This window comes from Pseudomonas sp. FYR_7 (assembly GCF_043106155.1).
Lineage (GTDB): Bacteria > Pseudomonadota > Gammaproteobacteria > Pseudomonadales > Pseudomonadaceae > Aquipseudomonas > Aquipseudomonas parafulva_B.
Genome location: NZ_JBICMI010000002.1, coordinates 1 through 24,468, shown reverse-complemented (window position 1 = coordinate 24,468; position 24,468 = coordinate 1). Strand labels below are relative to the sequence as shown.

The 24,468-nt window shown below is 61.3% G+C and carries 19 protein-coding genes and 1 other RNA gene; 8 read left to right on the top strand and 12 right to left on the bottom strand.

Going from position 1 to position 24,468, the window contains the following annotated elements; translation table 11 throughout:
• Positions 1-8: 8 nt before the first annotated feature.
• Both ACF8R3_RS00110 and hsdR read left to right on the top strand, forming a co-directional pair.
• Positions 9-1,805, top strand: a complete 1,797-nt coding sequence (locus ACF8R3_RS00110; RefSeq protein WP_392514532.1) for a DUF262 domain-containing protein — start codon at positions 9-11, stop codon at positions 1,803-1,805.
• Positions 1,805-4,192, top strand: a complete 2,388-nt coding sequence (hsdR, locus tag ACF8R3_RS00105) for an EcoAI/FtnUII family type I restriction enzme subunit R (protein ID WP_392514531.1) — start codon at positions 1,805-1,807, stop codon at positions 4,190-4,192. Before ACF8R3_RS00110 ends, hsdR begins: the two co-directional genes overlap by 1 nt.
• A 657-nt stretch (positions 4,193-4,849) precedes the next feature.
• Here the strand turns inward: hsdR and ACF8R3_RS00100 are convergent.
• The 11 genes from ACF8R3_RS00100 to ACF8R3_RS00050 form a co-directional block, all read right to left on the bottom strand.
• Positions 4,850-5,866: a hypothetical protein gene (locus ACF8R3_RS00100; RefSeq protein WP_392514529.1), complete on the bottom strand. Its 1,017-nt coding sequence runs from the start codon at positions 5,864-5,866 to the stop codon at positions 4,850-4,852.
• 273 nt (positions 5,867-6,139) lie between these two features.
• Entirely contained in the window at positions 6,140-6,406 is a 267-nt protein-coding gene (locus ACF8R3_RS00095; protein ID WP_392514528.1) for a hypothetical protein, read from the bottom strand.
• On the bottom strand, positions 6,403-7,383 hold the full coding sequence (locus ACF8R3_RS00090) for an integrase domain-containing protein (RefSeq protein ID WP_392514526.1): 981 nt from the start codon (positions 7,381-7,383) through the stop codon (positions 6,403-6,405). The genes ACF8R3_RS00095 and ACF8R3_RS00090 overlap by 4 nt, the downstream gene beginning before the upstream one ends.
• A gap of 947 nt (positions 7,384-8,330) precedes the next feature.
• Positions 8,331-9,587: an integrase domain-containing protein gene (locus ACF8R3_RS00085; protein ID WP_392514525.1), complete on the bottom strand. Its 1,257-nt coding sequence runs from the start codon at positions 9,585-9,587 to the stop codon at positions 8,331-8,333.
• Positions 9,588-9,774: 187 nt separating this feature from the next.
• Positions 9,775-10,166: a transfer-messenger RNA gene (ssrA, locus tag ACF8R3_RS00080) on the bottom strand.
• 98 nt (positions 10,167-10,264) lie between these two features.
• The gene (locus ACF8R3_RS00075; protein WP_058605955.1) at positions 10,265-10,555 is read right to left on the bottom strand and encodes a hypothetical protein; all 291 of its coding nucleotides are present in this window, start codon (positions 10,553-10,555) and stop codon (positions 10,265-10,267) included.
• Between the two features lie 239 nt (positions 10,556-10,794).
• Positions 10,795-11,163 (bottom strand): antibiotic biosynthesis monooxygenase, encoded by a 369-nt coding sequence (locus tag ACF8R3_RS00070; protein ID WP_027915438.1) that lies wholly within the window; start codon positions 11,161-11,163, stop codon positions 10,795-10,797.
• A gap of 57 nt (positions 11,164-11,220) precedes the next feature.
• Positions 11,221-11,916: a glutamine amidotransferase gene (locus ACF8R3_RS00065; protein ID WP_100850847.1), complete on the bottom strand. Its 696-nt coding sequence runs from the start codon at positions 11,914-11,916 to the stop codon at positions 11,221-11,223.
• A 36-nt stretch (positions 11,917-11,952) separates the two neighbouring features.
• The gene (locus ACF8R3_RS00060) at positions 11,953-13,014 is read right to left on the bottom strand and encodes a 2Fe-2S iron-sulfur cluster-binding protein (RefSeq protein WP_392514523.1); all 1,062 of its coding nucleotides are present in this window, start codon (positions 13,012-13,014) and stop codon (positions 11,953-11,955) included.
• A complete protein-coding gene (locus tag ACF8R3_RS00055) occupies positions 13,011-13,973 on the bottom strand; it encodes a diiron oxygenase (RefSeq protein WP_058638212.1) in 963 nt (320 codons plus the stop codon). The genes ACF8R3_RS00060 and ACF8R3_RS00055 overlap by 4 nt, the downstream gene beginning before the upstream one ends.
• 123 nt (positions 13,974-14,096) lie before the next feature.
• A complete protein-coding gene (locus ACF8R3_RS00050; protein ID WP_392514521.1) occupies positions 14,097-15,311 on the bottom strand; it encodes an MFS transporter in 1,215 nt (404 codons plus the stop codon).
• 256 nt (positions 15,312-15,567) lie between these two features.
• Between ACF8R3_RS00050 and ACF8R3_RS00045 the strand changes: the two genes are divergently transcribed.
• Positions 15,568-16,866, top strand: a complete 1,299-nt coding sequence (locus tag ACF8R3_RS00045; RefSeq protein WP_058604779.1) for a serine hydroxymethyltransferase — start codon at positions 15,568-15,570, stop codon at positions 16,864-16,866.
• A 9-nt stretch (positions 16,867-16,875) separates the two neighbouring features.
• Here ACF8R3_RS00045 and ACF8R3_RS00040 read toward each other — a convergent pair whose 3' ends face one another.
• Positions 16,876-18,372, bottom strand: a complete 1,497-nt coding sequence (locus tag ACF8R3_RS00040; RefSeq protein ID WP_182140082.1) for a PLP-dependent aminotransferase family protein — start codon at positions 18,370-18,372, stop codon at positions 16,876-16,878.
• Positions 18,373-18,503: 131 nt separating this feature from the next.
• Between ACF8R3_RS00040 and serC the strand changes: the two genes are divergently transcribed.
• The 5 genes from serC to glyA all read left to right on the top strand — a co-directional run bounded on the left by serC (position 18,504) and on the right by glyA (position 24,289).
• Complete coding sequence (serC, locus tag ACF8R3_RS00035; RefSeq protein WP_182140080.1) at positions 18,504-19,586, top strand: 3-phosphoserine/phosphohydroxythreonine transaminase; 1,083 nt, start codon at positions 18,504-18,506, stop codon at positions 19,584-19,586.
• Positions 19,587-19,705: 119 nt separating this feature from the next.
• Positions 19,706-20,953 carry a benzoate/H(+) symporter BenE family transporter gene (locus tag ACF8R3_RS00030; RefSeq protein ID WP_392514519.1) on the top strand — a complete coding sequence of 416 codons (1,248 nt, stop codon included), beginning with the start codon at positions 19,706-19,708 and terminating at the stop codon, positions 20,951-20,953.
• Positions 20,953-21,795 carry a YggS family pyridoxal phosphate-dependent enzyme gene (locus ACF8R3_RS00025; RefSeq protein ID WP_392514517.1) on the top strand — a complete coding sequence of 281 codons (843 nt, stop codon included), beginning with the start codon at positions 20,953-20,955 and terminating at the stop codon, positions 21,793-21,795. Before ACF8R3_RS00030 ends, ACF8R3_RS00025 begins: the two co-directional genes overlap by 1 nt.
• Positions 21,796-21,818: 23 nt before the next feature.
• Positions 21,819-23,000 (top strand): aspartate aminotransferase family protein, encoded by a 1,182-nt coding sequence (locus ACF8R3_RS00020; protein WP_392514515.1) that lies wholly within the window; start codon positions 21,819-21,821, stop codon positions 22,998-23,000.
• A 23-nt stretch (positions 23,001-23,023) separates the two neighbouring features.
• Positions 23,024-24,289: a serine hydroxymethyltransferase gene (glyA, locus tag ACF8R3_RS00015; RefSeq protein ID WP_078477975.1), complete on the top strand. Its 1,266-nt coding sequence runs from the start codon at positions 23,024-23,026 to the stop codon at positions 24,287-24,289.
• Positions 24,290-24,468 lie beyond the last annotated feature (179 nt).

The following is a 24,468-nucleotide window of genomic DNA, read 5'->3' as shown; positions in this document are numbered from 1 at the left end:
CTTTCCCAATGGCCACCCAGCGTTACTCCGTTACACCGCATCCGGTTGAAACCCTGCTGACCTGGGTGAAGTCCGGTGAGATTGCGATTCCGGAAATTCAGCGGCCTTTCGTCTGGGAGGCTACACGGGTGCGCAACCTGCTTGATTCGCTCTATCAGGGCTACCCGGTCGGTTATCTGATCGCGTGGCGTAATCCGACAGTGAAGCTGAAGGACGGCACTGTTTCTGCGGGCAAGCGCATCCTGATTGACGGGCAGCAGCGAGTCACTGCGCTCATGGCGTCACTGCTGGGCGTGGAGGTGCTGACTGAGGATTATGAAACCGTCCAAATCCGCATCGCGTTCAACCCTCAGACCGAGAGCTTTGAGGTAAGCAACCCGGCAATCCGCAAAAACGTAGCTTGGCTGCCGGATGTGGCCGCGGTGTTCAACCCGACGACGAGCGTATTCCAACTGGTGAGTGAGTACTGCACTGCCAATCCAGGCTGCTCGCAAGATGTGGTCTTCAAGGTGATCGAACGTCTTCGCGGCATCGTGCATAACCACGTAGGCATTATCGAGCTGGCAGAAGACCTGGACATCGAAACGGTGACGGAAATTTTCATCCGCGTAAATTCGGCTGGGGCCCAGCTCTCACAAGCTGACTTCGCGATGTCGAAGATTGCAGTGAACGAGGGCTTTGGCGGTAATGTGCTGCGCAAGGCCATCGATTACTTCTGCCATCTGGCGGTGGCACCTGACTTCAAGGCCAAGATAGAGAAAGGCGACACTGCCTTCGTGGGCTCGGAGTTCTACAGCAAGATGAAGTGGATCTGCGATGCAAATGACGACATCTACGACCCCACCTACACCGACATGCTACGCGTGGCTTTTACTTCGGAGTTCGGGCGCGGCAAGCTGCAGGATCTGGTTGCCTTGCTCTCAGGCCGGAATTTCGAGAGCAAACAGTTTGAAGATGCTATTGCCGAACAGTCATTCGCCAAGTTGAAGGATGGCATTCATGCCTTCATCAGCGAGACCCACTTCAAGCGCATCACGATGATCTTGCGCTCGGCGGGCTTCATCACGAGCGACATGATCAGCAGCCAGAACGCGGTGAACTTTGCCTACATTCTGTATCTGCGTGGGCGTAAGGAGGGGGTGACTGCCGCAGAGCTGGAGCAACTGGTGCGGCGCTGGTTTGCGATGTCGGTGCTGCGCGGGCGTTATAGCGGCTCGCCCGAGTCGACCTTCGATTTTGACATCCGGCAGATCGAGAGCCGGGGCGTGAAAGCCGTGGTGGAGACAGTGATCGCAGCCGAGCTGCCAGATAGCTTCTGGACAGGCATGCTACCGCAGTTCATGGCCACATCGTCGGTCAAGAGCCCGTATTTCCTTTGCTATAAGGCGGCGCAGGGGAAGCTGGGCGATAAGGGATTCCTTTCGACCAACATCACCGTTACCGATCTGCTGCTGAATCGCTCGGATATTCATCACGTCTATCCACGTCAGCACCTGAGGAGTAAGGGCTTGAGTGCAAGCATCTACAACCAGATCGCCAACTATGTGGTGGCCCAGAGCGAAATTAATATCGCGATCAGCGCCACGGCGCCGGAGGTCTATTTTAAGGAGCTGGCCGCACAGTGCAACGGCGGTTCCTTGAAGTATGGTGGTATCACCGACGAAGCGATCATGCGTGAAAACCTGCGCATGAACTGCATCCCTGAAACCATGCTGGACGGTGATATCAAAGATTTCAGCGAGTTTATGGAAGAGCGCAGGAAGCTGATGGCATTGAAGATTAAAGCTTGGTTTGAGGTGTTGTGATGAACGAAGCCGAAACGAGAGCCGAATATATTGACCCCGCACTTGCTGCTGCAGGCTGGGGCGTGGTTGAAGGTAGCCGTATTCGCCGTGAGTACCCGATCACCCTGGGGCGCATCGAGGGCAATGGCAAACGTGGCAAGGCACTTGCCGCTGACTACGTGCTGGAGTACCGCAACACCAAACTGGCGACGGTAGAGGCCAAGGCCTGGCATCAGCCTTTGACTGAGGGTGTTGGGCAGGCAAAGAATTACGCGAGCAAACTCTCGATTCGATTTACCTACGCCAGCAATGGCCAGGGTATCTACAGCATAGATATGCACACAGGGGCGGAAGGTGAGCTGGAGGCGTTCCCTTCACCTGAGGAGTTGTGGCACGCCACCTTTGCGGCCGAGAACGCCTGGCGTGACCGTTTTGCTGTTGTGCCCTTTGAAGATAAAGGCGGCTACTGGCAAGGCCGCTACTACCAGGATATCGCTATCGAGCGGGTGTTGGCTGCGCTCGCTAATGGACAAGAGCGCATCCTGCTGACACTGGCAACCGGTACGGGTAAAACCTTTATTGCTTTCCAACTGGCGTGGAAGTTGTTCCAGAGTCGTTGGAATTTGACTGACTGGAAGTCTGAAGCTGATCCGTCACGCCGGCCGCGCATTCTGTTCCTCGCCGACCGCAATATTCTCGCTGACCAGGCTTACAACGCTTTTTCAGCCTTCCCCGAAGATGCACTCGTAAGAATCGCACCGGACGAGATCAAGAAGAAAGGCAAGGTGCCGAAGAACGGAAGCATTTTCTTCACAATCTTCCAGACCTTTATGAGTGGCCCGGGTGAGACTCCGCATTTTGGTGAGTACCCGGCGGACTTCTTCGACTTCATCATCATCGACGAGTGCCACCGGGGCGGTGCAAACGACGAAAGCAACTGGCGCGGCATCCTCGAATACTTCTCGCCCGCCGTGCAATTGGGCCTTACTGCTACGCCGAAGCGAAAGGATAACGCCGACACCTATGCCTACTTCGGCGAGCCGGTGTTCATCTATTCGCTCAAGGACGGCATCAACGATGGCTTCCTTACACCCTTCCGCCTGAAGCAAATCGCCACCACGCTGGATGACTATGTATTCACCTCGGACGACACTGTGGTGGAAGGCGAGATCGAGGCCGGAAAACGCTACGAAGAGAAGGATTTCAACAAGATCATCGAGATCAAGGAGCGCGAGAGGAAGCGCGTCGAGATCTTCATGAACGAAATCGACCAGACAGAAAAAACCATCGTCTTTTGTGCCACGCAAACACATGCACTGGTCGTGCGCGACTTGGTCAACCAGATGAAGAAGAGCGCCGACCCTAACTATTGCCAGCGAGTGACTGCACATGATGGTGCGCTGGGTGAGCAATGGCTGCGCGACTTTCAGGACAACGAAAAGACCATCCCGACCATTCTGACCACCTCTCAGAAGCTCTCGACTGGCGTGGATGCGCGTAACGTACGCAACATCGTACTCATGCGGCCGGTGAATTCTATGATTGAGTTCAAGCAGATCATCGGGCGCGGCACCCGGCTTTACGATGGCAAGGACTACTTCACGATCTACGACTTCGTTAAGGCTCACCACCACTTCAGTGATCCGGAGTGGGATGGCGAGCCGGTAGAACCAGAAGCCTGTAAACAGTGCGGAAATATACAGTGCACCTGCGAGAAGACGTCTCCTAAGCCCTGCGCGACCTGCGGTAATATGCCCTGCACATGCCCAAAGGAGCCCTGCCAGAAATGCGGAAACCACCCTTGTATCTGCACGAAAAAGGCGAAGGTGAAGCTCGCAGATGGCAAGGAGCGTCAGATCCAATTCATGACTGCGACCAGTTTCTGGCATCCAGATGGGACCCCCATGTCTGCCACGCAGTTCATGGAAGCACTATTCGGCAAGTTGCCTGAGTTTTTCAAGAACGAAGATGAGTTACGAGCCCTCTGGAGCGCTCCGGACACTCGACGAAAGTTGCTGGATGGGCTCGCAGAGAAAGGATTCGGAAAAGATCAGCTTGCCGAAATGCAGAGGATCATCAAAGCTGAAAATAGCGATATTTTCGATGTGCTGGCCTTTGTTGCCTATGCCGACACCCCGCTCACCCGTGAGCAGCGGGCTGAGCGGGCGAAGGTTGTGATCAGCAAAGAGTATGGCGACAAGCAGCAGGCCTTTTTGACATTTGTACTTGCCCACTACGTCAGCGCCGGCGTGGATGAGCTCGATGAAGTCAAACTGGGGCCACTCTTGAAGCTCAAGTATAACAACGCAATTGCGGATGCGTTTGCAGACCTTGGAGATCCCGATAGTATACGGCAAGCGTTTTTGGGCTTTCAGCAGTACCTTTACCAGGCTGAGCTGCGCGGATGAATCACGCCGGGCTAGGCCTCGCTTGGACCAGGTTTTGGTCAAAGAAAAACGTGTGAAACAAGAGGGATGTTAATGCCTCCCTCTTTGTTTCGCCATTATATGACGTTGACGTGATTAGCCAGCCGTTGTAGCTTTGCTTATTGATTACCGCGAAGTGCAGCTACGGTGCTGTTGGCGCTGGACAGGCGGTTTTGTGCGGTGCTGATGGCGACTTTAGAGCGTCTAACTATGTCGCGTAGATCCGCCGCATAGCTGGCCAACACTTTCCGATCGGTCTGCCGCGTATCAATGATACTTTGCCATTTTTCGGAACGGCGCCATGTGATGAATGCTTGTCAGCGAGCACAATACGCTTTGACCGACCGGTCGCCGCCGTCGACGAACATGTCTTAATACGCTAGCGACCTTGCGTAGCTCAATCGCTTGGCGTAGGCGAGATTACAACGATTTTTCCTATCCACCAATGCTATATACACTCACCTGATCTTCTGCTCTCCAGCCCTCGCCCCAAGTCACTCTGCCAAGAATGCTGAGTGTTATCAAAGATCAAGACCCCCGCGGCCTTTGGTCATGTCCATTCACGTAGGGCTAGCGGCTCCTTACGTCCGGGGGCAAGGGTATCTTCTGATCTGACTTTTTCGGGATTTCGTGAGGAGCCTAATAAAAGCCGTCTCCATCGCCGTCACGACGCTCGCTGTAAAACGTAAACAACACGAGCTGTTCCTCCGGTTCGTAAAACATCATTATCAGATCTGCGCCCCAGTACTGGTAATGGTGTGCAGGCACACTGGCTACATGATGAAACGGACGGCCAGCGGGGCTGATGGGATATCCGGCAGTGATACCGCCGTTTTCGATCGGCGCATAGCCAAGCGTAAGGCTGGAAATGGGAAACTTCGAGAAATCCGCCACGCCACCGATTTGCTCGACAAACGCCATTCGCTCAAGGTCGTACTGGGGGTAATTCTCTGCCAGTTCTGATGGTGAGAAAAGCCGCCCCGTCTTTTGATACATTTTTTTGGCTGCCGCGTAAGCAGCTTTTTGATTCGCATATAGCGATTCTAGGCGCTCGCGAGCCTCTACATATGGGTCTTCCAGATGCTCATTGTCCCTATGAAGGAAAAAATAGCGTGGATCGCCCATCAGGCGGTATCGCCCTTCCTCTACCTTGAAACCAATCCAGTTGGTGTGCAAAAGAATGGAGTGGTAATCAGTATCCTCGGTCGCTTCACCAACTTTTTCATGCTCTGTCGGCTCCAGCGGCCCTAGCATGGTCAAATACCCATGCCAATCTGGGTTTACCAAGTTGAGATCGATACCGAAAAAAGGTTGGAAGTGCTCGCTAAGTTCAGCCTGATCTGGCACGAAAATGGTGTCTGGGTCCGGAAACGGGTATGTCCCGTGAGGAGCATTCATGTAGTCCGGCCAGTGTTTTTTTATTTCAGCAATCACTCCCCTTGCTTCCCCGTCCCTGTCAAATTCGTCCGTGAATACGCCTAATAGGGCTTTTGCTGCTTCAAAGTGTTCTGGGTTGAGTTCACTCAGGTCGGCTGCCGTCACCGCGTACCTGTTAGGGCTGTCCATCGATAGAACGATGGACCGAAGGCACTTGGCGGAGGCGCTGTGGTCGTTGACGAGCACGTCCTTGTATCTGAGGAAAGGGGATTCGCTCATATCTGATCTTCCGTGGGCTTGATTTGGGAAGCACTGCGCATTGTTAACAGGGCTTGTGGAGGGACTTTACGTCTCTCGAGATTGCGGCGGCAACCACGAGCATCTTGGCGGGTCATTTTTGCTGCGTCCGGATGGCACTGGGGTTCGGTCCTGAATGCTCTACCCCTCCGGAAGGAGGCCAGAGGCTGTTGGGTTAGAGCTTTAATACGGCTGTGCACAATAGGGTAATGCAGTGCGTCAAACTGCTGATCTCAATGGCCTTGCCAGCCATGTTCATACCCATGATTTTTCTAAGCGGCGAGCGAGCAGTCGCAAGGTTAGCAGGTAGTAATATCGCGTTGCGTTGCTGCGTCGGGCTAGGCGCTCCTTGAGGAACCAAATCATATGCTTCTGCTGCCAAGCCCAGGGTGTTTCTCGCTGCCAGCGCTTTGCAATTTCAGCCTGGATGATTTTTGCCTGTCGCACATGGCGTTGCCGGGTTGAGTGCGAGCCGGTTAGAACGCCAGCTAAGAACAGCTCCATATCGAATGCCCTACTCATGCCCGGCCACCAATGTAGGCTGCGACCACGTCGATCCGACCGTGCCCTAGCTCACGGCTGATCTGCCTCCGGGCTTCACGATCAAGGTTCCTATCTACCTTGCAGCAATGGCCGCCGTTGATAGGCGCCCGATGCTGGGTGATTTGCTCATAGCGCTCACATGCGTATGCCGCTCGCAGCTCATGAATGCCTTTGAGGTTGTGTGCATGCAGGATGTCCCGCGCAGGGCGGATGATTTTTTGCAGAAGGTACAGATAGCTCTCGTGAGGCGCAATGAGGTGGCGGCTACCTGCAGGCGACACCTGCCATGCAAACCCAAGTGCACCTCGAATCTGGTCGTCCACCGCAATCCAACGTGGTGCCGAGGCGCCGGAGCGACCGCCTTTGGTGCCATCCTGAATGTTTATCCTGCCTAGGTCGTCAGCCTCACGGCTTAGCCGCGGCAGGTCAGCCAAGATGGCCTCGCGCAAACGCATGCCGGTGGCTCGCGCTAACAGAAGGATCGCGGCAGCCCGTAGCTGATGCTGCTGGCAAAGCGCACCGACGATCTGCTTAACCTGTTCGCGGTCTTGGCCCTGCGGTACCGACTGGCGAACCCCGGTGCGCTGCATACCCAATGCCTTGCTCGGACTGGGCAATTTCACATACTGATCACCGCGAAGCGCCGCCATGGTCCTGTTAACGCTGGATATGCGGTTTTGTGCGGTGCTGACAGCAAGGTCACCGCGCCTAACCACGTCGCGTAGATACGCCGCATAGTCGGCCAACAACTTCCGATCAATCTGCCGCGCATCATTGATACCGGGGCCCTGATCGGAGCGGCACCACTTCACGAATGCCTGCCACCGATCACTGTGCGCCTTGACCGTGCCGTAGTGGCCGCCGCCGAACATGTCTTTCAACGCCTGCGGTCCTGCGTAGCTCAGTTGCCTGCCGTAGCCGAAATTGCGGCCATCGCGTCTACTCACCAATGCCATGTCGAATCACCTCATCGCCGGTTCTCCTATCCTCGCCCCACGTCATCCCGCCAAGAATGCTGAGTGTTATCAGGGATCAAGGCCCCTGCGACCTGTGGGGATGTCCACTACGCGGGACTGGCGGCTCCTTACGTCCGGGAGCAAGGGCATCTCATGATCTGGCCTCCTGAGCACCGTTACCGGTGGGCGGGTGGAGGCAGCGCTGGCTGACTAAACCAGCGCCTGAAGATCCTGAGCCGGGTGAACGCAGCAATGCGATGACCGGGGCATGCCTGACCGTCAGTCAGGTGCAGTCCATTCCTTGGTCTGCGGCACCATCATCTGCAGCGCTGTTGCTGGTGACATCGGCGTTTGTCACGCCGATTGTCACGAGGGGGATTGCCGCAAAGCCCTGTGCGATCAGGGCTGCAGCAGTGGTAGAAGTGCCCGTCTCTTTCCAGAAGAAAGAGACGGGCACAGGTTGGCGCAATATTCGGCCAAGCGGATAGGTTGCTGCAGGGCAGCGCAATAGGAAGTGTCGTCTGGCGCAGGAGCGCCATGAAATGTAGTTGGCATCCATCACCGGGGAGGTGACCGGGCGAGCTGCCGGATGCGAATCGCCCTTGGGGAGAACCACCGCGGGGCGGCGTGACCTTTAAGGTTCGGGTCACCTGGGGTGCTGTCATCGACAGCCTTTGCACGGCCAGTTCTACGCCTGTGGATAAACCCGGTCAAGGGCGGAAATTCAGCGCTCTTGGGACGTGAAAAGCGGTTATCCACCGGTGGAATTCCATGGTAAATCCCGGACAACGTCGTGGCTTTTAGCTCTTCAGAGTAAGGTCCATCCAAACAGGGCGGCTTTGCAGCCCTGTTTGGATGGACCCGCGCTGAGAAGCGGATAAATGAGGCTGCTTTCCCTGAATATTGAGCGCTCAGTTGCTGTCGCCGCCGTTATTGCCTGTACAGCGTTAGCGGATTGGCACCATGTTCTTGTCTCTGACTTGACCGTATGCAGAGGCGAGCAGGCTACCGGTGGCGGCCTTCTGGATGTACTCACTCCACCAAGCCATCATCGGGCGTCGGCGCTCGATGTAATCGGCTCGGTTATACGCGCTGCGCACCTCATCCTTGTCGACATGCGCCAGTGCGACTTCAATAAGCTCCGGGTCCCAGCCTTGCTCATTCAAGATGGTGCTGGCAATCGAGCGCATGCCATGGCTGACCAGTCGATCTTGGAAGCCCATACGTTTCAACGCCATGTTAGCGGTCTGGCTATTGGCGTGTGTGCGCGGATTTCTGTCTGCCGGAAAGACGTATTCGCGATGGCCGCTGTGAGACTTGAGTGACTCCAACAGGGCTACAGCGTGATCACTCAACGGGATGCTATGTGGGCGGCGCTTCTTCATCCGCTCCGCAGGGATAGTCCAAACGCGCCTTTCAAAGTCGATGTCTGCCCAGCGAGTGGTCGCCGCCTCGGCGGGGCGAGTCATCGTGTGCAACTGCCATTCGATCAGGCAGCGGGTGGTGCGTTTGATGCTGGCGTTAGCAATTTCCAGCATGAGCTCGGGGAGTTCTTCGGGCGGAAGCGCGGCCATGTTCTCTTTCTTGGGCTTCTTGAATACTGCCCTGATGCCGGTGAGTGGGTTGGCGAAGATCAAGCCGGAATTCACGCCGTAGGTCATGATCTCGTTCAGCCGCTGGCTAAGACGCTTGACCGTTTCCAAGCTGCCTTTCGCTTCGATTGGACGAAGCAATCCGATCACCATCGGCGCGGTGATTTTCGCGAGGGGTGTCGTCTTCAAATCGGGGAACACGTGCAGCGTGAGCGACCGCCAGATGTCCTCGGCGTAGGCTGGGGTGACCGAGTCTTTCTTGAGCTCGAACCAGGCGGTGGCCACGTTCTCGAAGGTGTGTTCCGTTTCTGCGCGCTTGGCTTCATTCAGCCTATTGCGCTGCACCTTCGGATCGATGCCCTGGGCGAGCAGCTCGCGGGCATCGACTGCCATCTTTCGTGCATTCGCCAGTGACAGTTCGGGGTAGGTCCCAAAGCCGATGTTGATGCGCTTTTTGGTCACCGGTTCGCGGTAGTTGAAATTCCACAGCAACGAGCCGTTGCTGCGTACGCGGAGCTGCAAACCGTCACCGTCAGTGAGGACATAATCCTTGGACGCGGGTTTGACTCCCTTGAGCTGTCGATCGGAGAGGCGGAGGTTTTGAGCAGGCATGAGATTGTCCTCAGGCACTGATTCGGTATTCCAAAGATTAGCACCGGGTGGACTGGAATACCGTCTGGAATACCCGAACGGCTGGAACTCAAAAACTCTCCAAGGACCGCAAAAACGCTGGAGGCCGCGTATTTACTGGGTCGCAGGCACAAAAAAAGACGTCCGTGGACGTCTTTGTTTGATCATTTGGTGGAGCCGGGGGGATTTGAACCCCCGTCCGCCAGTACTCCGCTGTCGGTACTACATGCTTAGCCGTGTCTACTGAGTTAATCCGCAGCCGCCCGACGGGCAGGGTGCTTTGGACGAGTTGGGTAAGTTTTAGTCGCTTTGCCCCCAACGTGCTACACGACGATCCTGTTCTGTATGACAATCACTTCGGGTTTACAGGCATCCCCTGGTGATTGCTGGAGCCGAAGCTACCAGGAGAGCGGGCTCAGCTGCTTACGCAGCGAGAGCGTAGCCCTCGTAGTTTTCGTCATTGGCAACTATAGAAAGTTGCAACAGTGGATTTACGAGTTCTGTTACCAACTCGGCATGCACCTAGAGTTTCGCTACCGGCGTCGAATCCTAATCGGCCCCACACTAGCTCTAAGCTAACGCACCTTACGGCACGTGAACCGGAGTATACGGCATTGCGCGGGCGGCGTCGACAGCTGAGCGCTCACCCGCGCGATGCATTAGGCGCCGCCGCTGCTCGAGCCGCTGCCCTTGTTGGTTTTATCCAGACGTTCAACAACTTTGCTGGTGATTTCGATGCACTTCTTGGTGTCGCCGGAAGCCTGGGCTTGCTTGGCTTCGTCCACCTTGTTCTGGACGGCAGTGTCCAGGCCTTCGGAGGTGGCACCGGCGGTGGCCATGCTGTCGTTGATTTTCTGCAGGTTCAGGGCGCACAGGTCGTCGGCAGCGAAGGCCGGCGAAGCGAGCAGGGTAGCGGCCGCGAACAGGGCCGAAAGCGCGGTACCTTTCATGGGAGTCTCCTCTGTGGCCTCTGGTAGGTGGGCCTGTAAAGGTGGACTGTGCCGTTTGGCTGACAGTTCCGTTGTGATGGTGGCGGGATGGCATGAGGGTTTGTGGCGGGATGTTGCTGGGGTGTCGCTGGGGTGTGGGGAGGGGTTGCGGGGGAGGGGCTTGACTTCCGGAGGTGGCGGGAAAAGGGGCCGCTTTGCGGCCCATCGCGGCGCGAGGCCGCTCCCACAGGGGGGTTGGGTTAGGCTACTGGGCAGGCGGTTGGGCGGGTGCCGTCTACGACTTCGTTGTAGGGGGCTTGGTCGCGGTCGCGTAGGCCGTAGTCGCGAATCACTGAGGTGACGCGGACGCGGTAGTCGTCGAAGATTTTGTCGCGGCCGGCGCGTTGGGCGGAGAGGTGGGCGGTGACGTTGCGCCACTGCACCACGGCTTCTTCGTCGCGCCAGGTGGTCACCGACATCACTTTCTTGGGGTTGAGGGTGCTCTGGAAGCATTCCACCGAGATGAACCCTTCCATGGGCTTGAGCAGGGGGGTGAGCTTGTTGACCAGGTCTACGTAGGTTTCGCCCTGCCCGGGCAGTGCTTGCAACTCGAACAATACGACGATCATGGGTAGTGCCTCATCCTTGATGACTTTGTTGTTTTCATGCGGTGCTGGTGCAGCGGGTTACTTCAGGTTGGCAAGCCAGGCGCGCATCACGCGGGCGGCGGCCTGGGTCAGGCGCTGGCCGAGTTCGGCGGCGGCCGAGCGCAGGGCGATAGGGTCCAGGCCGGTCTGGCCGACTTCGTTGGCGTGGCCTACCAGCCACTGCTCGATGCGGGCGGGGTCGGCTTCCAGGTGGCATTGCAGGCCCAGGATGCGGTTGTCCACGGCAAACGCCTGGTGCGCGCAGATGTCGGTCTTGGCCAGCAGCACAGCGCCCTCTGGGATGTCGAACTGGTCACCGTGCCAGTGCAGCACGGGTACGTCGCCCAGTTCGGCGAGCGGCGATTGCTGGCCTTCGGCGGTGAGGGTAAGGGGCGAGAAGCCAATTTCCTTGACGCCCATAGGGTAGACCTTGGCGTTCATGGCGCGGGCGATCAGTTGTGCACCCAGGCAGATCCCCAGCATGGGCTTGCCCGACTCGACGCGTTGGCGCACCAGCTCAAGTTCGGCCTTGAGGAAGGGGTAGGGCTTTTCGTCGTAGGCGCCGATGGGGCCGCCCAGCACGATCAGCAGGTCGGCCTGCATCACCTGTTCGGGGTGAAGGGTTTCGACGGTGGGGTCGATGTAGGTCAGGGTATAGCCGGCTTCGTTCAGGACGGGGGCCAGGGTGCCGACGTCTTCGAAGTGGATGTGGCGCAGTGCGATGGCTGTCTTCATGTGCAAACCCGATGATGAAAGAAGTAAGGGCGCGGTTTACGCCGTGGGGTTAAGGTCGACCTTGATCGTACCGGCCTTGGGGAAGGTGCAGCAGGCCAGGGCATGGCCGTCGCGCTTGTCCTGGTCGGTCAGGCAAAAGTCGGGTTCGACGCTGTACTGGCCTTCCGACACTTTCAGCCGGCAGTGGCCGCAGATGCCGGCGCGGCACAGGCTGCGCACTTCGATGCCGCTGGTTTCCAGCATCTCCAGCAGGCTCTTGCCTGCGGCGGGCTCCAGCACCTGGTCGTTGTGCTGAAGGTGCAGGCGCAGGGGGCTTTCGGCCTTGGCATTGTCTGGCGTGACCGGGGTGGAGGCGGCTGGCGGGGTGAAGGATTCGATCAGCAGGGGGCAGGCGGGGAACAGCGCCAGCAGGTGCTCGCGCATGCCTTGGGCGAAGCCGTGGCTGCCACAAATCACCACGCTGTCCGGGTTGCCCAGCGCTTGCAGGTCCTGGGCTTGCGGGCGGCCGGCCTTGAAGTGGCCTTTGCCGTGCACTGCTTCGCGGGTGACGAACACCTGCAGGTCGAACCAGGGACAGCTCAGTTCCAGTTGCAGCAGTTCGTGCAGGAACGGGATGTCGGCAATGGACGGCACGCACAGCAGCAGACTGACCTGCGGCACGCTCAAGCCGCGCTGGGCGCGCTCGTGCAGCCCGCGCAGCAGGGCGATGGGCAGGGTGATGCCGATGCCGCCGGCCAGCAGGCCGACGTGGCGGCAGGCCTGGACCGAGGCCAGGGTGATGTCACCTGCGGCGAACTGCACGTCGAAACGCGAGCCGGGTTGGCAGGTGGCGTGCAGCTGGTCCGAGACCCCGCCGCGCCCTTCGCGCTTGATCGCCAGCTCGAACTGGTCGTTGCCGAGCCTGCGGGTGATGGAGTACAGCCGTTGCTGGCGGGCGCCAGACAGGTCCGTTGCCTGCAACGCCACGTGCCGGCCGGGCACCAGGTCTGCTAGAAAGGCGCTGGAGGCGTTGAGCACGCGCAGGCCGAATACTTTGATCTGCGCGGTCTCGCTGCTGACGTGCTCGCACACGGCTTCGAAGCTTGTCGGGGTACTCATGCGCTAGCCCTCTCGCGCAGCTGTTCGACGGCTTGTTCGGCGCTCTCCAGGCCATTGCCGGCCAGGCCGATGCGGTTTACCAGGGCTTCGAGGGAGTCGGTATAGACGCTGATCTCGTTGTTGTCGCCCACGTCGTGCAGGATCTCGTTGCCGTTGGGCAAGCCCAGCATGTCGAACACCCGCGCCCAGGCGCCCATCTCGTTGTTGGCGAACATCTGCACGGTGCGCAGGATGATCGAGCGCAGGTACAGGCGTTCCTTGCGGGTCAGGCCGTTGACGATGTCGGTGGCGACGAAGCTGAACACGCTGGAGTGGCTCCACTCGTCCATGGCGTGGGTGCGGGTGACTTCGTGGCAGACCGACTGGATGGTGGTGTCTTCGGCCATGGTCTTGAGGTAGTCGGTGATCAGTGTTTCGCTGGCGCAGGCGATGCCGAAGCGGGTCAGGCGGCGTTCCCATTCGGCGGTGCAGTTGGCCAGCAGCGCTTCGCGCCAGGTCACCAGGTTGAAGGCGCTGAAGTCCAGGGGGGTAAGTTGGCGCATGTCATAGATGTAATTGCAGGCCATGATCGACATACGGGTATGCAGGGCTTCATCAAGCAGGGCTTGTGACATCACATCTTGCAGCAGTGCGCGGTTATGGCTTTGCGGCGGGGTCTTGATAATGTCTTCACACGCCGGCACTACCACATTGCATTCAATATAAATGGTCTTGAGGTTATAGATGCCCCAGGCGTAGGACATGCACTTGGACTGCAAGTCCTTGGGGGCTTCAAGCCAGGCCTGGTGGTTGCGAAACGGTAGCAGTGAATGGCTGAAGTCGTTCTTGTTGGCATCGAACGCCAGGCCCCAGTAATCGGGCTGTGGCTGGTTTACAGCAGCGCGGGTTTTCCACAGGGTTGAAAGTTTGGCCAGCATGCCTTTAACTGCATCATCGGTACCGCTATGGTTAACATCCATGTTAAAACTCCAGGCTATCGGTTGTAGTTGTTAAGTTTGATTAAGCCGGCGTAGTTGCACGCGCAGGTGCGGGCGGCGCCCTTCAAGTTTGTGGTTAAAATGTTTCGTTATTATTGCTTCAAGTCATTTAAATGAAAGTTGCAGGGCAGTGACTTTGCGCTGCCGCGCCATTACCCATTCCTGCAGCAATGTCAGGGCCACGGTCAGGCCCATAAACGCGGCACTGGCCCAGAAAATCGCGTTGGGGTGGCCCTGGTCCAGCAACCAGCCGAACCCGACCGGCCCGATGGCACCGCCGATGTTGAACCCCGTGGACACGATGCCGAAGGTCTTGCCTTCGGCCCCTTTGGTAGCGGCGGCCCGTACCAGCATGTCCCGTGACGGGGCGATTACGCCGGTCAAAAAGCCTGCTACGCCCAGCACGGCGAGCAACAGCGGCTCGCTCAGGCCCGCCGTGGCCACCAGCAGCATCAGCACGCACGCCACCCCAAAGGCACTGGCCGCCACCACTCCGTGACGCTGGGTGCGGTCGGCCAGTGCACCGCCTGCCAGCACGCCGAAGGCGCTGGCGAACAGAAAGGCAGTCAACGCCGAGTTGGCCCAGTACAGCGCCACGCCCTGGCCTTGCATCAGGGCCGCGACAGAAAACTTTTCGATGGCCCCGGTGCTCAGGTTCAGCAGCACGAACAGCAGGGTCAGGCTGATGATCATGGGCGAGAGCAGTGCCACGCGTTGCGCCTGCACGGGCTTGGGTGCCGGGGCGGGCGGCGTGTCACTGACCTGGGCCAGTGCCGAGCCGGGTATCAGGAGCAGGGCCAGTGCTGCAAAGCCCACCAGTGCTGCGGTCGCAAAGGCCATGGCCGGGCCGCTAGCCACCGCCACCCCCAGCAACAACACCGGGGCCACCGCCGCGCCCAGAAAACCTGCAAAGGTGTGCACCGAAAACGCCTTGCCGATGTGCGCAGGGTTGATGTGCCGCGACAGCAGGGCGTAGTCGGCAGGGTGGTAGACGGCATTGGCCACCCCCGCCAGCGCCATGCCCACCAGCAGGCAGGTGTAGCCGGGCAGCAGGGCAATGAGCAGGAAACTGCAACTGCCTAAGGCCAGGGCCATCAGCAGCAGGCGCCTGGCGCCATGGCGATCGACGGCGAAGCCCATGGGGGCCTGCACCAGCGCAGTGACGATGTTGAACACGCTGAGGGCCAGGCCCAGCGCTACATAATCCACGTTCAAAAAAGCAGGCAGCAGCGGAAAGAGCGCCGCCAGCACCATGATGTGCAGGTGGCTGACAAAGTGTGCTGCGGCGACTTGCGGCAACAGGCCGATACGTATCGTCATGGTGAAACCTGTAGGGGCATGAGCTGAGTCGGCGCAGAGCTTAAAGAGGCTATGGTCTTGCCGGGTAGTCCAGTTAATGGCATTAGGCCAGACCACTTTGGCCCATCTTTCGCGCGTTCTGGCATGCCCAGGGCAGACGCCTGCTTGCCGGGCCAGGACAGGTGGTCTGCAACAGCGCGGGCAACCGGTACGGCCGCAGGCGCCGCAGGCCGCTAGGGTAGTGCGGTTATTGCCGGCGTTCAGACAAGGAGTACACATGCCGCATTTCGCTTATAAAGAGGGCCACGCGCTGCCGGGCATCAGTGCCGCTGCGCTGCCGCAGGTGGACAGCGAGGTGTGGACCGCCATCGATGCCGAGCGGCTGCGCCAGGTGCAGTCCATCGAGCTGATCGCCGCCGAGAACGTGGTCAGCCGCGCCGTGCTCGAAGCGCAAGGGTCGGTGCTGACCAACAAGTATGCCGAGGGGTATCCGGGGCGGCGCTATTACGCCAGCTGCGCCAATGTGGATGTGGTCGAGGACTTGGCCACCGAGCGGGCCCGGTTGCTGTTCGACTGCAGCTACGCCAACGTGCAACCCCACTCTGGCAACCAGGCCAACCAGGCGGTGTTCCTGGCGCTGCTGGAGCCGGAGGACAAGATTCTCGGCCTGGACCTGAAGTCGGGCGGGCACCTGTCCCACGGTGCGGCGTTCAACGTGTCCGGGCGCTGGTTCCAGGCGGTCAGCTACGGTGTGCACCCGCTGACGCACCTGGTCGACATGGACCAGGTGGCGCACATCGCCCGCCGTGAGCGGCCACGGCTGATCATCGCTGGGGCGTCGGCGTACTCACGCGCGCTGGATTTCGCCCGTTTCCGCGCCATTGCCGACGAGGTGGGGGCGTATCTGATGGCCGACATCGCCCACGTCGCCGGGCTGGTCGCAGGCGGCGCCTATCCCTCGCCAGTGCCCCATGCCCACGTCACCACGCTGAGCACCCACGCGACCCTGCGCGGCCCGCGCGGGGGGATGATCCTGTGCAACGACCAGACCCTGGCGCGCAGGATCAACGCGGCGGTGTTCCCCGGCCTGCAAGGCGCTGCGCTGATGCACACCGTCGCGGCCAAGGCCGTGGCCCTGGGCGAGGCGCTGCAACCGGGCTTCGGCCCCTACGCCCATGCGGTGGTGGCCAATGCTCGAGCCTTGTGCGGGCGGTTGGCCGAAGGCGGCTTGCTGGTGGTATCGGGCGGCACGGACTGCCACCTGGGGGTGATCGACCTGCGGCCCTGGGGCCTTGCCGGTAACGCCGCCGAAGGCGCGCTGGAGGCGGTTGGCATCACCGTCAACCGTAACGTCGTGCCCGGTGACGAGGTCAAGTCCAGCGTCACCTCGGGCATTCGCCTGGGCAGCGCGGCCTGCACCTCCCGGGGCATGGGCGAGGATGAGTTCCGCGAGATAGGGGACATGATCCTGGCCATGCTTGGAGGTGTGCGCAGCGGTGCCATGGACAGCCGCACCGAGCGCTCGATCCGCGAGGGCATCTTCGACCTGACCCGGCGTTTCAAGCTGCCTTACTGAACCCGGCGCTCAAAGCTTGAGGGCGTTGGCCAGGCGCAGCATGGCCGCTTCGATCTCGTAGGCCGTGAGCGAGGAATACCCCAGCAGCCAGCCATGGCTCTGTGGCTCGCCCAAGTACAGGCTGCTCAGGCCCGACAGCTGCACGCCGGCTGTGGCCGCCTGGCGAATGGTCTTTTCTTCGGACCAGCCTGGCTTGAGCAGGCAGGGGATCTGCAAGCCACCTGGCGGCAGGTGGGCGGTGACCACCGGGCTCAGGTACTTGGCGATGGCATCGTGCATCACCGCCCGGCGCCCGGCGTACAACTTGCGCATGGCGCGCACGTGGGCGTTGTAGTGCCCGTCCTCCATGAAGCGCGCCAGGGTCAACTGCAAGACCTGCGGGGTGTGGCCATCCATCATGCTGCGGGCATAGGCGAAAGGCTTGACCAGTTCGGGCGGCAGCACGATGTAGCCCATGCGCAGGCCAGGGTAGAGGGTCTTGCTGAAGGTGCCGATGTACAGGGTGCGCTGGTACCGGTCCAGGCCCTGCACGCAGGCGGTGGGCTGGCCGTCGTAGTGAAACTCGCTGTCGTAGTCGTCCTCGATGATCCACTTGGCTTTTTGTGCGGCCCAGTTGATCAGCTCCAGCCGGCGCTCCAGGGGCAGGGTCGCGCCCGTGGGGTACTGGTGCGAGGGGGTGACGTACACGCAGTTGGCGCCGCTGCGGTCGGCGAACAACAGGTCGGTGCGGATGCCCCGTTCGTCCACGTCGATGGGCAACACCTTGGTTTCGGCGATGGCGAACGCCTTGCGGGCGCCGTAGTAGCCGGGGTTTTCCAGCAGGATGGGTTTGCCAGCATCTACCAGCAACTGCGCGCACAGGTACAACGCCTGGCGCGTACTGCTGAGCACCAATACCTGGTCGGGGGTGCACGTGGCCCCGCGTTCGAGGTTCAGGTAGGTGGCGATGGCCTTGCGCAGGGGTTCGGCGCCTTGTGGGTCACCGTGCAGCAGGACGCTGGCGCGGTAGTCCTTGACCACCTGGCGTTGCAGCCGCTCCCAGACGTCGGTGGGGAAGCTACGGGTTTCCGGCAGGCCGGTGGCGAAGGCCTTGATCACTTGCTGGTCACGCACGCCACCGGTCTCGAAGATCATGCGCCCGCGTTGGCTGAGTTCGGCGCCGGGCGCGACCACGCTGCGCCGCACCTCTTGCGTGCGTTGCCGGCGTGGCCCGGCCCCGCGCAATTCGGCGCCCACCGTGTCGCACACGTAGCTGCCCGCGCCGCCGCGGCGCACGATGAAACCGTCCCGGTGCAGCTGCACGTAGGCGTTTTCGACGGTATCGCGGGCACAACCCAGGGATTTGGACAGCACACGGGTAGAAGGCAGCTTCAGGCTCGGACCCAGCGCGCCATCCAGGATCAACGCACGCATGGCGCGCTGGATGCGCTGGTGCAGGTCCAGCAGCTGAAACTCGGCGTCGTTGAGCCGAATCTTCAGGGTGTCCAGCGCGAAGGTCTTCGCCATGTGGTCTGCTCTCCATCCATGAACTGGCAGGTAAGGGCAGGCCAGTTTATCCGTAGACTCCGGCCTTCGCCAGCCAGGCCAGGCCTGGTATTCACCGCGTCGGCGCGTTCACGCACAGGAGCCCACCCCCCATGGCACGGTCACACAATTTCAGCGCAGGCCCCACTGCAGTCCCCCTGGAAGTGCTCAACCAGGCGTACGACGAGTTCCACGATTTTGCCGGCACGGGCATGTCCATCATGGAGATGAGCCACCGCTCGCCCATCTTCCGCGCCATTGCCGAGCAGACCGAGGCCGACCTGCGCGAGCTGCTGGAGGTGCCGGCGCACTACCGGGTGCTGTTCGTGCAGGGCGGCGCTTCGTTGCAGTTCGCCCAGGTGCCCATGAACCTGGCCGGTGACAACGGCAGCGTGGACTACCTGCACACCGGGTTGTGGTCGGGCAAGGCGATCGAGGCGGCGCGCCAGTATTGCGAGGTACGCGTGGTCGCCAGTGCCCAGGGCACCGGCTTTGACCGGGTGCCGGCGGTCGAGGGCTGGCAGCTGAACCCGAAGGCTGCCTATCTGCACTACACCGAGAACGAGACCGTGCACGGCGTGCAGTTCGCCGAACCGCCCGCCAGCGAGGCGCCGCTGGTGTGCGATGCCTGTTCGAGCCTGCTGTCCAAGCCCATCGACATCGCGCGTCATGGCCTGGTGTATGCCGCCGCCCAGAAGAACATGGGCGTGGCCGGGCTGACGGTGGTCATCATGGACCCGGCGCTGCTGGACCGCTGCCACGGGTTCACCCCGGACATTCTCAACTACGCGTGTATCAGCGATGCCCAGTCGATGCTCAACACGCCCGCCACCTTCCCCTGGTACCTGACCGGCCTGACGTTGCAATGGATCAAGCGCAGTGGGGGCTTGCAGGTGCTGCACCAGCGCAACCAGACCAAGGCCAGCCTGCTGTACGAAACCCTCGACGGCAGCGACGGCTTCTACCGCAACCCGGTGCAGCCGGCCTATCGCTCGATCAACAACGTACCGTTCCGGCTGGCCGATCAAGCTCTTGAAGCGGCTTTCCTGCGCGAGGCCGAGGCGGCCGGGCTGCATGGCCTGAAGGGCCACGCCAGCGTCGGCGGTATCCGCGCCAGCCTGTACAACGCCATCTCCGTCGAAGCGGTGGCCGCCCTTTGCGAATTCATGGGGGCGTTCGCCCGCAGGTACGGTTGAGCGCGCTGAAAGTGGTCTGGTCTGCCTAGGCGAAGCGTCGGGGTAAAACCAGCCAATCTGCGGCTATAAATGACTGCCTACCGCAGCCGGATACAGCGTCTAGCAAGGAGCCAAGACCTATGTCATCTACTCGTACCCCCTCGCCCCTGCGCCTGCAGGACCTGCTGCACCCGGTGGTGGCCGGGCTCATTTCGGTGATCGTCAACTATGGCGGCACCTTCATCCTGGTGTTCCAGGCTGCCAAGGTCGCAGGGCTCAGCCCCGAGCTGACCGCCTCCTGGGTGTGGTCGGTGTCCATCGGCGTGGGCGTGACCGGGCTGCTGCTCAGCTGGGTCAGCCGCGAGCCGATCATCACCGCCTGGTCCACGCCGGCGGCGGCGTTCCTGATCGTGGCCCTGGCCACCACGCCCTACGCCGAGGCGGTGGGAGCGTACATGGTGTCAGCGGTGGCCTTCGTGCTGCTGGGCGTGTCGGGCTACTTCGAAAAAGCCGTGCGCCTGATTCCGCCAGGGGTGGCCGCAGGCCTGCTGGGCGGCATCCTGTTGCAGTTCGGTATCGGCGCCTTCGCCAGCATGAGCGTCGACCCGCTGCTGGTCGGGCTGCTGATCGGGGCGTACATCGTGTTCAAGCGCCTGAGCGCCCGCTATGCGGTGGTCGGCATCCTGGTACTGGGGCTGGTCTACCTGGTGATGCAGGGGCGGGTCGATTTCGCTGGGCTGTCCCTGGAATTCGCCACGCCAGTGTTCACCCGACCCGAGTTCTCGCTCAACGCACTGCTGAGCGTGGCGCTGCCGCTGTTCCTGATCACCCTGACCGGCCAGTACATGCCCGGCATGCTGGTGTTGCGCAACGACGGGTTCAGCACCAGTGCCAACCCGATCCTCGGCATCACTGGGCTCGGCTCGCTGCTGATGGCGCCGTTCGGCTCCCACGCCTTCAACATCGCCGCCATCACTGCCGCCATCTGTACCGGCAAGGAAGCGTCCGAAGACCCATCCAAGCGCTGGGTGGCGGGTGTGGCCGCCGGTATCTTCTACATCCTGGTGGGCATCTTCGGGGTGACCCTGGCGGCGGTGTTCATGGCCTTCCCGGCCACCTTCATCACCACCCTGGCGGGGCTGGCCCTGCTGGGCACCATCGGCGGCAGCCTGGCCAATGCCATGCTCGATGCAAAAGCGCGCGAGGCGTCGTTGATCACCTTCCTGGCCTGTGCGGCCAATATCACCCTGCTGGGTATCGGCGGTGCGTTCTGGGGGCTGGTGATCGGCCTTGTGGCCTACGCCGTGCTCAACGGTCGCCTGCCTCGCCGGGCCAAGGCCGCCCAGGCAGAACCGGCAGCAGTGCCTACCAAAGGAGCGACGAATTGATGAGCGAGTACGCCGAAGACCTTACCACCCTGCATGCGCGCCATGGCCGCTACCCGCAGGCCAACACCGTCGAGGATTTTCGCCGCAACCTGGCCACCGTGCATGAGCGCATCGCCCGGGCCTGCGAGCGGGTCGGGCGAGACCCGGCCGAAGTGCGCCTGCTGCCGGTCAGCAAGACCTTCGACGAAGCGCACCTGCGCCTGGCCTATGCTGCCGGTTGCCGCCTGCTGGGCGAGAACAAGGTGCAGGAGGCCCAGCGCAAGTGGGAAGCCATGGCCGACCTGCACGACTTGCAGTGGTCGGTGATCGGCCACCTGCAGACCAACAAGGCCAAGCAGGTGGCGCGCTTTGCCAGTGAGTTCCAGGCGCTGGACAGCCTACGGGTCGCCGAGGTGCTGGACCGCCGCCTGCGCATTGAGGGGCGGCAGATGGATGTGTTCGTCCAGGTCAACACCTCGGGCGAGGCCAGCAAGTACGGGCTGGTGCCTGATGACGTGGCGGCGTTTGTGCAAGCGCTGCCAGCGTTCCCGGCGCTGCGTGTGCGCGGCCTGATGACCCTGGCGCTGTTTTCGGCCGACGCCGCGCGAGTACGCCCGTGCTTTGTGTTGCTGCGCGAGTTGCGCGACCGGCTGCGCGCCAGTGCGCCTGAAGGGGTGTCGTTGCAGGAGCTGTCGATGGGCATGTCGGGTGATTTCGAAGTGGCCATCGAGGAGGGCGCCACGGTGGTGCGCGTCGGCCAGGCGATCTTCGGCGCCCGCGCCATGCCCGATGCCTACTACTGGCCCACGGCCGATGCCGCACCGCACCAGGACGCTACCCCGTCGCTGGCCCCCAGCCACTGACCCCTCTGTACAGGAAACCTGCAATGTCTGCTGCTCCCGCTTACCTCATGCACACTTCAGCCCGCCAACCGGTTGCGTTCAGCCGGGGCCAGGGCGCCCTGTTGTGGGATTCGCACGGGGTCGAGTACCTCGACGCCATCGCCGGGGTGGCCGTGACCAGCCTGGGGCACGCCAACCCCGAGATCGCCTCGGCCCTGGCCGAACAGGCCGACGTGCTGCTGCACACCACCAACATGTTTCGTATCCCGTGGCAGGAACAGCTTGGCGAGCGCCTGTGCCGGCTCTCGGGCATGGAGCGGGCGTTCTTCTGCAACTCCGGCGCCGAGGCCAACGAGGCCGCGCTAAAGCTGGCGCGTTTGCACGCCACGGCCCGGAACGTTGCCCAGCCCCAGGTGCTGGTCATGGAAAACAGCTTCCATGGGCGCACCCTGGCAACCTTGGCCGCCACTGGCAACCCGGCCGTTCACCGCGGCTTCGAGCCGCTGATGCCAGGCTTCATCCGCGTGCCCTACGATGACATCGAGGCCTTGCGCCAGGTCGCGGCCCAGTCGCCCAACGTGGTGGCCGTGCTGGTCGAGCCCGTGCAGGGCGAGGGCGGTGTGCACCCGGCGTCGGCGGGCTATCTGCAAGCGCTGCGCCAGCTGTGCGACGCGCACCAGTGGCTGATGATGATCGACGAGGTGCAGACCGGCATGGGCCGTACCGGCACCTGGTTCGGCTTCCAGCACGCCGGCATCGAGCCCGATGTCATCACCTTGGCCAAGGCCTTGGGCAATGGCTTCCCCATCGGCGCGTGCCTGGCCCGTGGCAAGGCCGCCGAGCTGTTCTCCCCTGGCCACCATGCCTCCACCTTCGGCGGCAACCCGCTGGCATGCCGCGTGGGCTGCACGGTGGTGGACATCATGCAGCGCGATCACCTGCCGCAGCGGGCTGCGGTGCTGGGCCAGCGTTTGCTGGCGGCCCTGCAACGGGCGCTGGCCGGGCACCCTGAGGTGGTGTCGGTGCGCGGCCTGGGCCTGATGGTCGGTATCGAGCTCAACCGCCCCTGCGCCGAACTGGTGGACCGGGCCCGGGACGAGCAACACCTGCTGATCACCGTCACCCGAGGTACCACCGTGCGCCTGCTGCCGCCACTGATCTGCTCCGAGGCGCAGATCGACGACATCGCTTCACGCGTGACCCGCTTGCTGTCATCCCAAGCCTGATTCAGAACAAGGACGCTTAATACATGTACGACTCGACGCTGACCCTCAACGCCTTCGATCCAGAGCTGCACGCCTCGATTCGCAACGAAGTGAATCGCCAGGAAGACCACATCGAGCTGATCGCCTCGGAGAACTATGCCAGCCCATTGGTGATGCAGATCCAGAGCACGGTGCTCACCAACAAGTACGCCGAGGGCTATCCCGGCAAGCGCTACTACAGTGGCTGTGAATACGTGGACGTGGCCGAAAGCCTGGCCATCGAGCGGGTCAAGGCCCTGTTCAACTGCGACTACGCCAACGTGCAGCCCCACGCTGGCGCCCAGGCCAACGCGGCGGTGTTTTTGGCGCTGATCCAGCCAGGCGACACCGTGATGGGCATGAACCTGGCCCAGGGCGGGCACCTGACCCACGGCAACCCGGCCAACTTCTCGGGCCGCCACTACAAGATCGTGCCCTACGGCCTGGACCCGAAGACGGGCTTTCTGGACTATGACGAGATGGAGCGCATCGCGCTGGAAACCCGCCCGAAGATGCTCATCGGTGGTTTCTCGGCCTACTCGCGCTACAAGGACTGGGCACGCATGCGCAGCATCGCCGACAAGGTCGGGGCCATCTTCTGGGTGGACATGGCCCACGTGGCCGGTCTGGTTGCCGCTGGCGAATACCCGGACCCGCTGCCCCACGCCCATGTGGTCACCAGCACCACCCACAAGACCCTGCGCGGCCCACGCGGCGGCCTGATTCTGTCCAAGGGGCAGGACGAGAGTTTCTACAAGAAGCTCGATTCGGCGGTGTTCCCTGGTGTCCAGGGCGGCCCACTGATGCACCAGATCGCGGCCAAGGCCGTGGCCTTCAAGGAAGCGCTGTCGCCGGCATTTCGCAGCTACCAGACCCAGGTGGTAACCAATGCCCGGGCCATGGCCAAAGTGTTGCAGGCGCGCGGGTACAAGATCGTGTCGGACGGGACCGACAACCACATGATGCTGATCGACCTGTCGGCCAAGCCCTACACCGGCAAGGAAGCCGATGCGGCCTTGAGCAGCGCCTATATCACGGCCAACAAGAACTCGGTGCCTAACGATCCGCGTTCGCCGTTCGTGACCTCGGGGCTGCGCATCGGTACGCCGGCAGTGACCACCCGTGGGTTCGATGTCGAGGCGTGCGAGCAGGTGGCGGGCTGGTTGTGCGATGTGCTCGATGCCCTGGAAACCGGGCGCAGTGACGAGGTGGGGCACCATGTGCGTGAGCAGGTGGTTGCGCTGTGCCGTCGTTATCCGGTTTATGGCTGAGAGGGTCGGGACCTGGCACCGGAGGTGTCGGGTTTTGATGCAGGTTTTATAACCTGTGTGAAAGGGCTGCTTGGCAGCCCTTTCTTGTTGCTGAGTTTGCTGTGCCGTTGGGTATCGGATGAAGATCACCGGGGCCGCTGCGCGGCCCATCGCGGCGCAAGGCCGCTCCCACTGGGTTT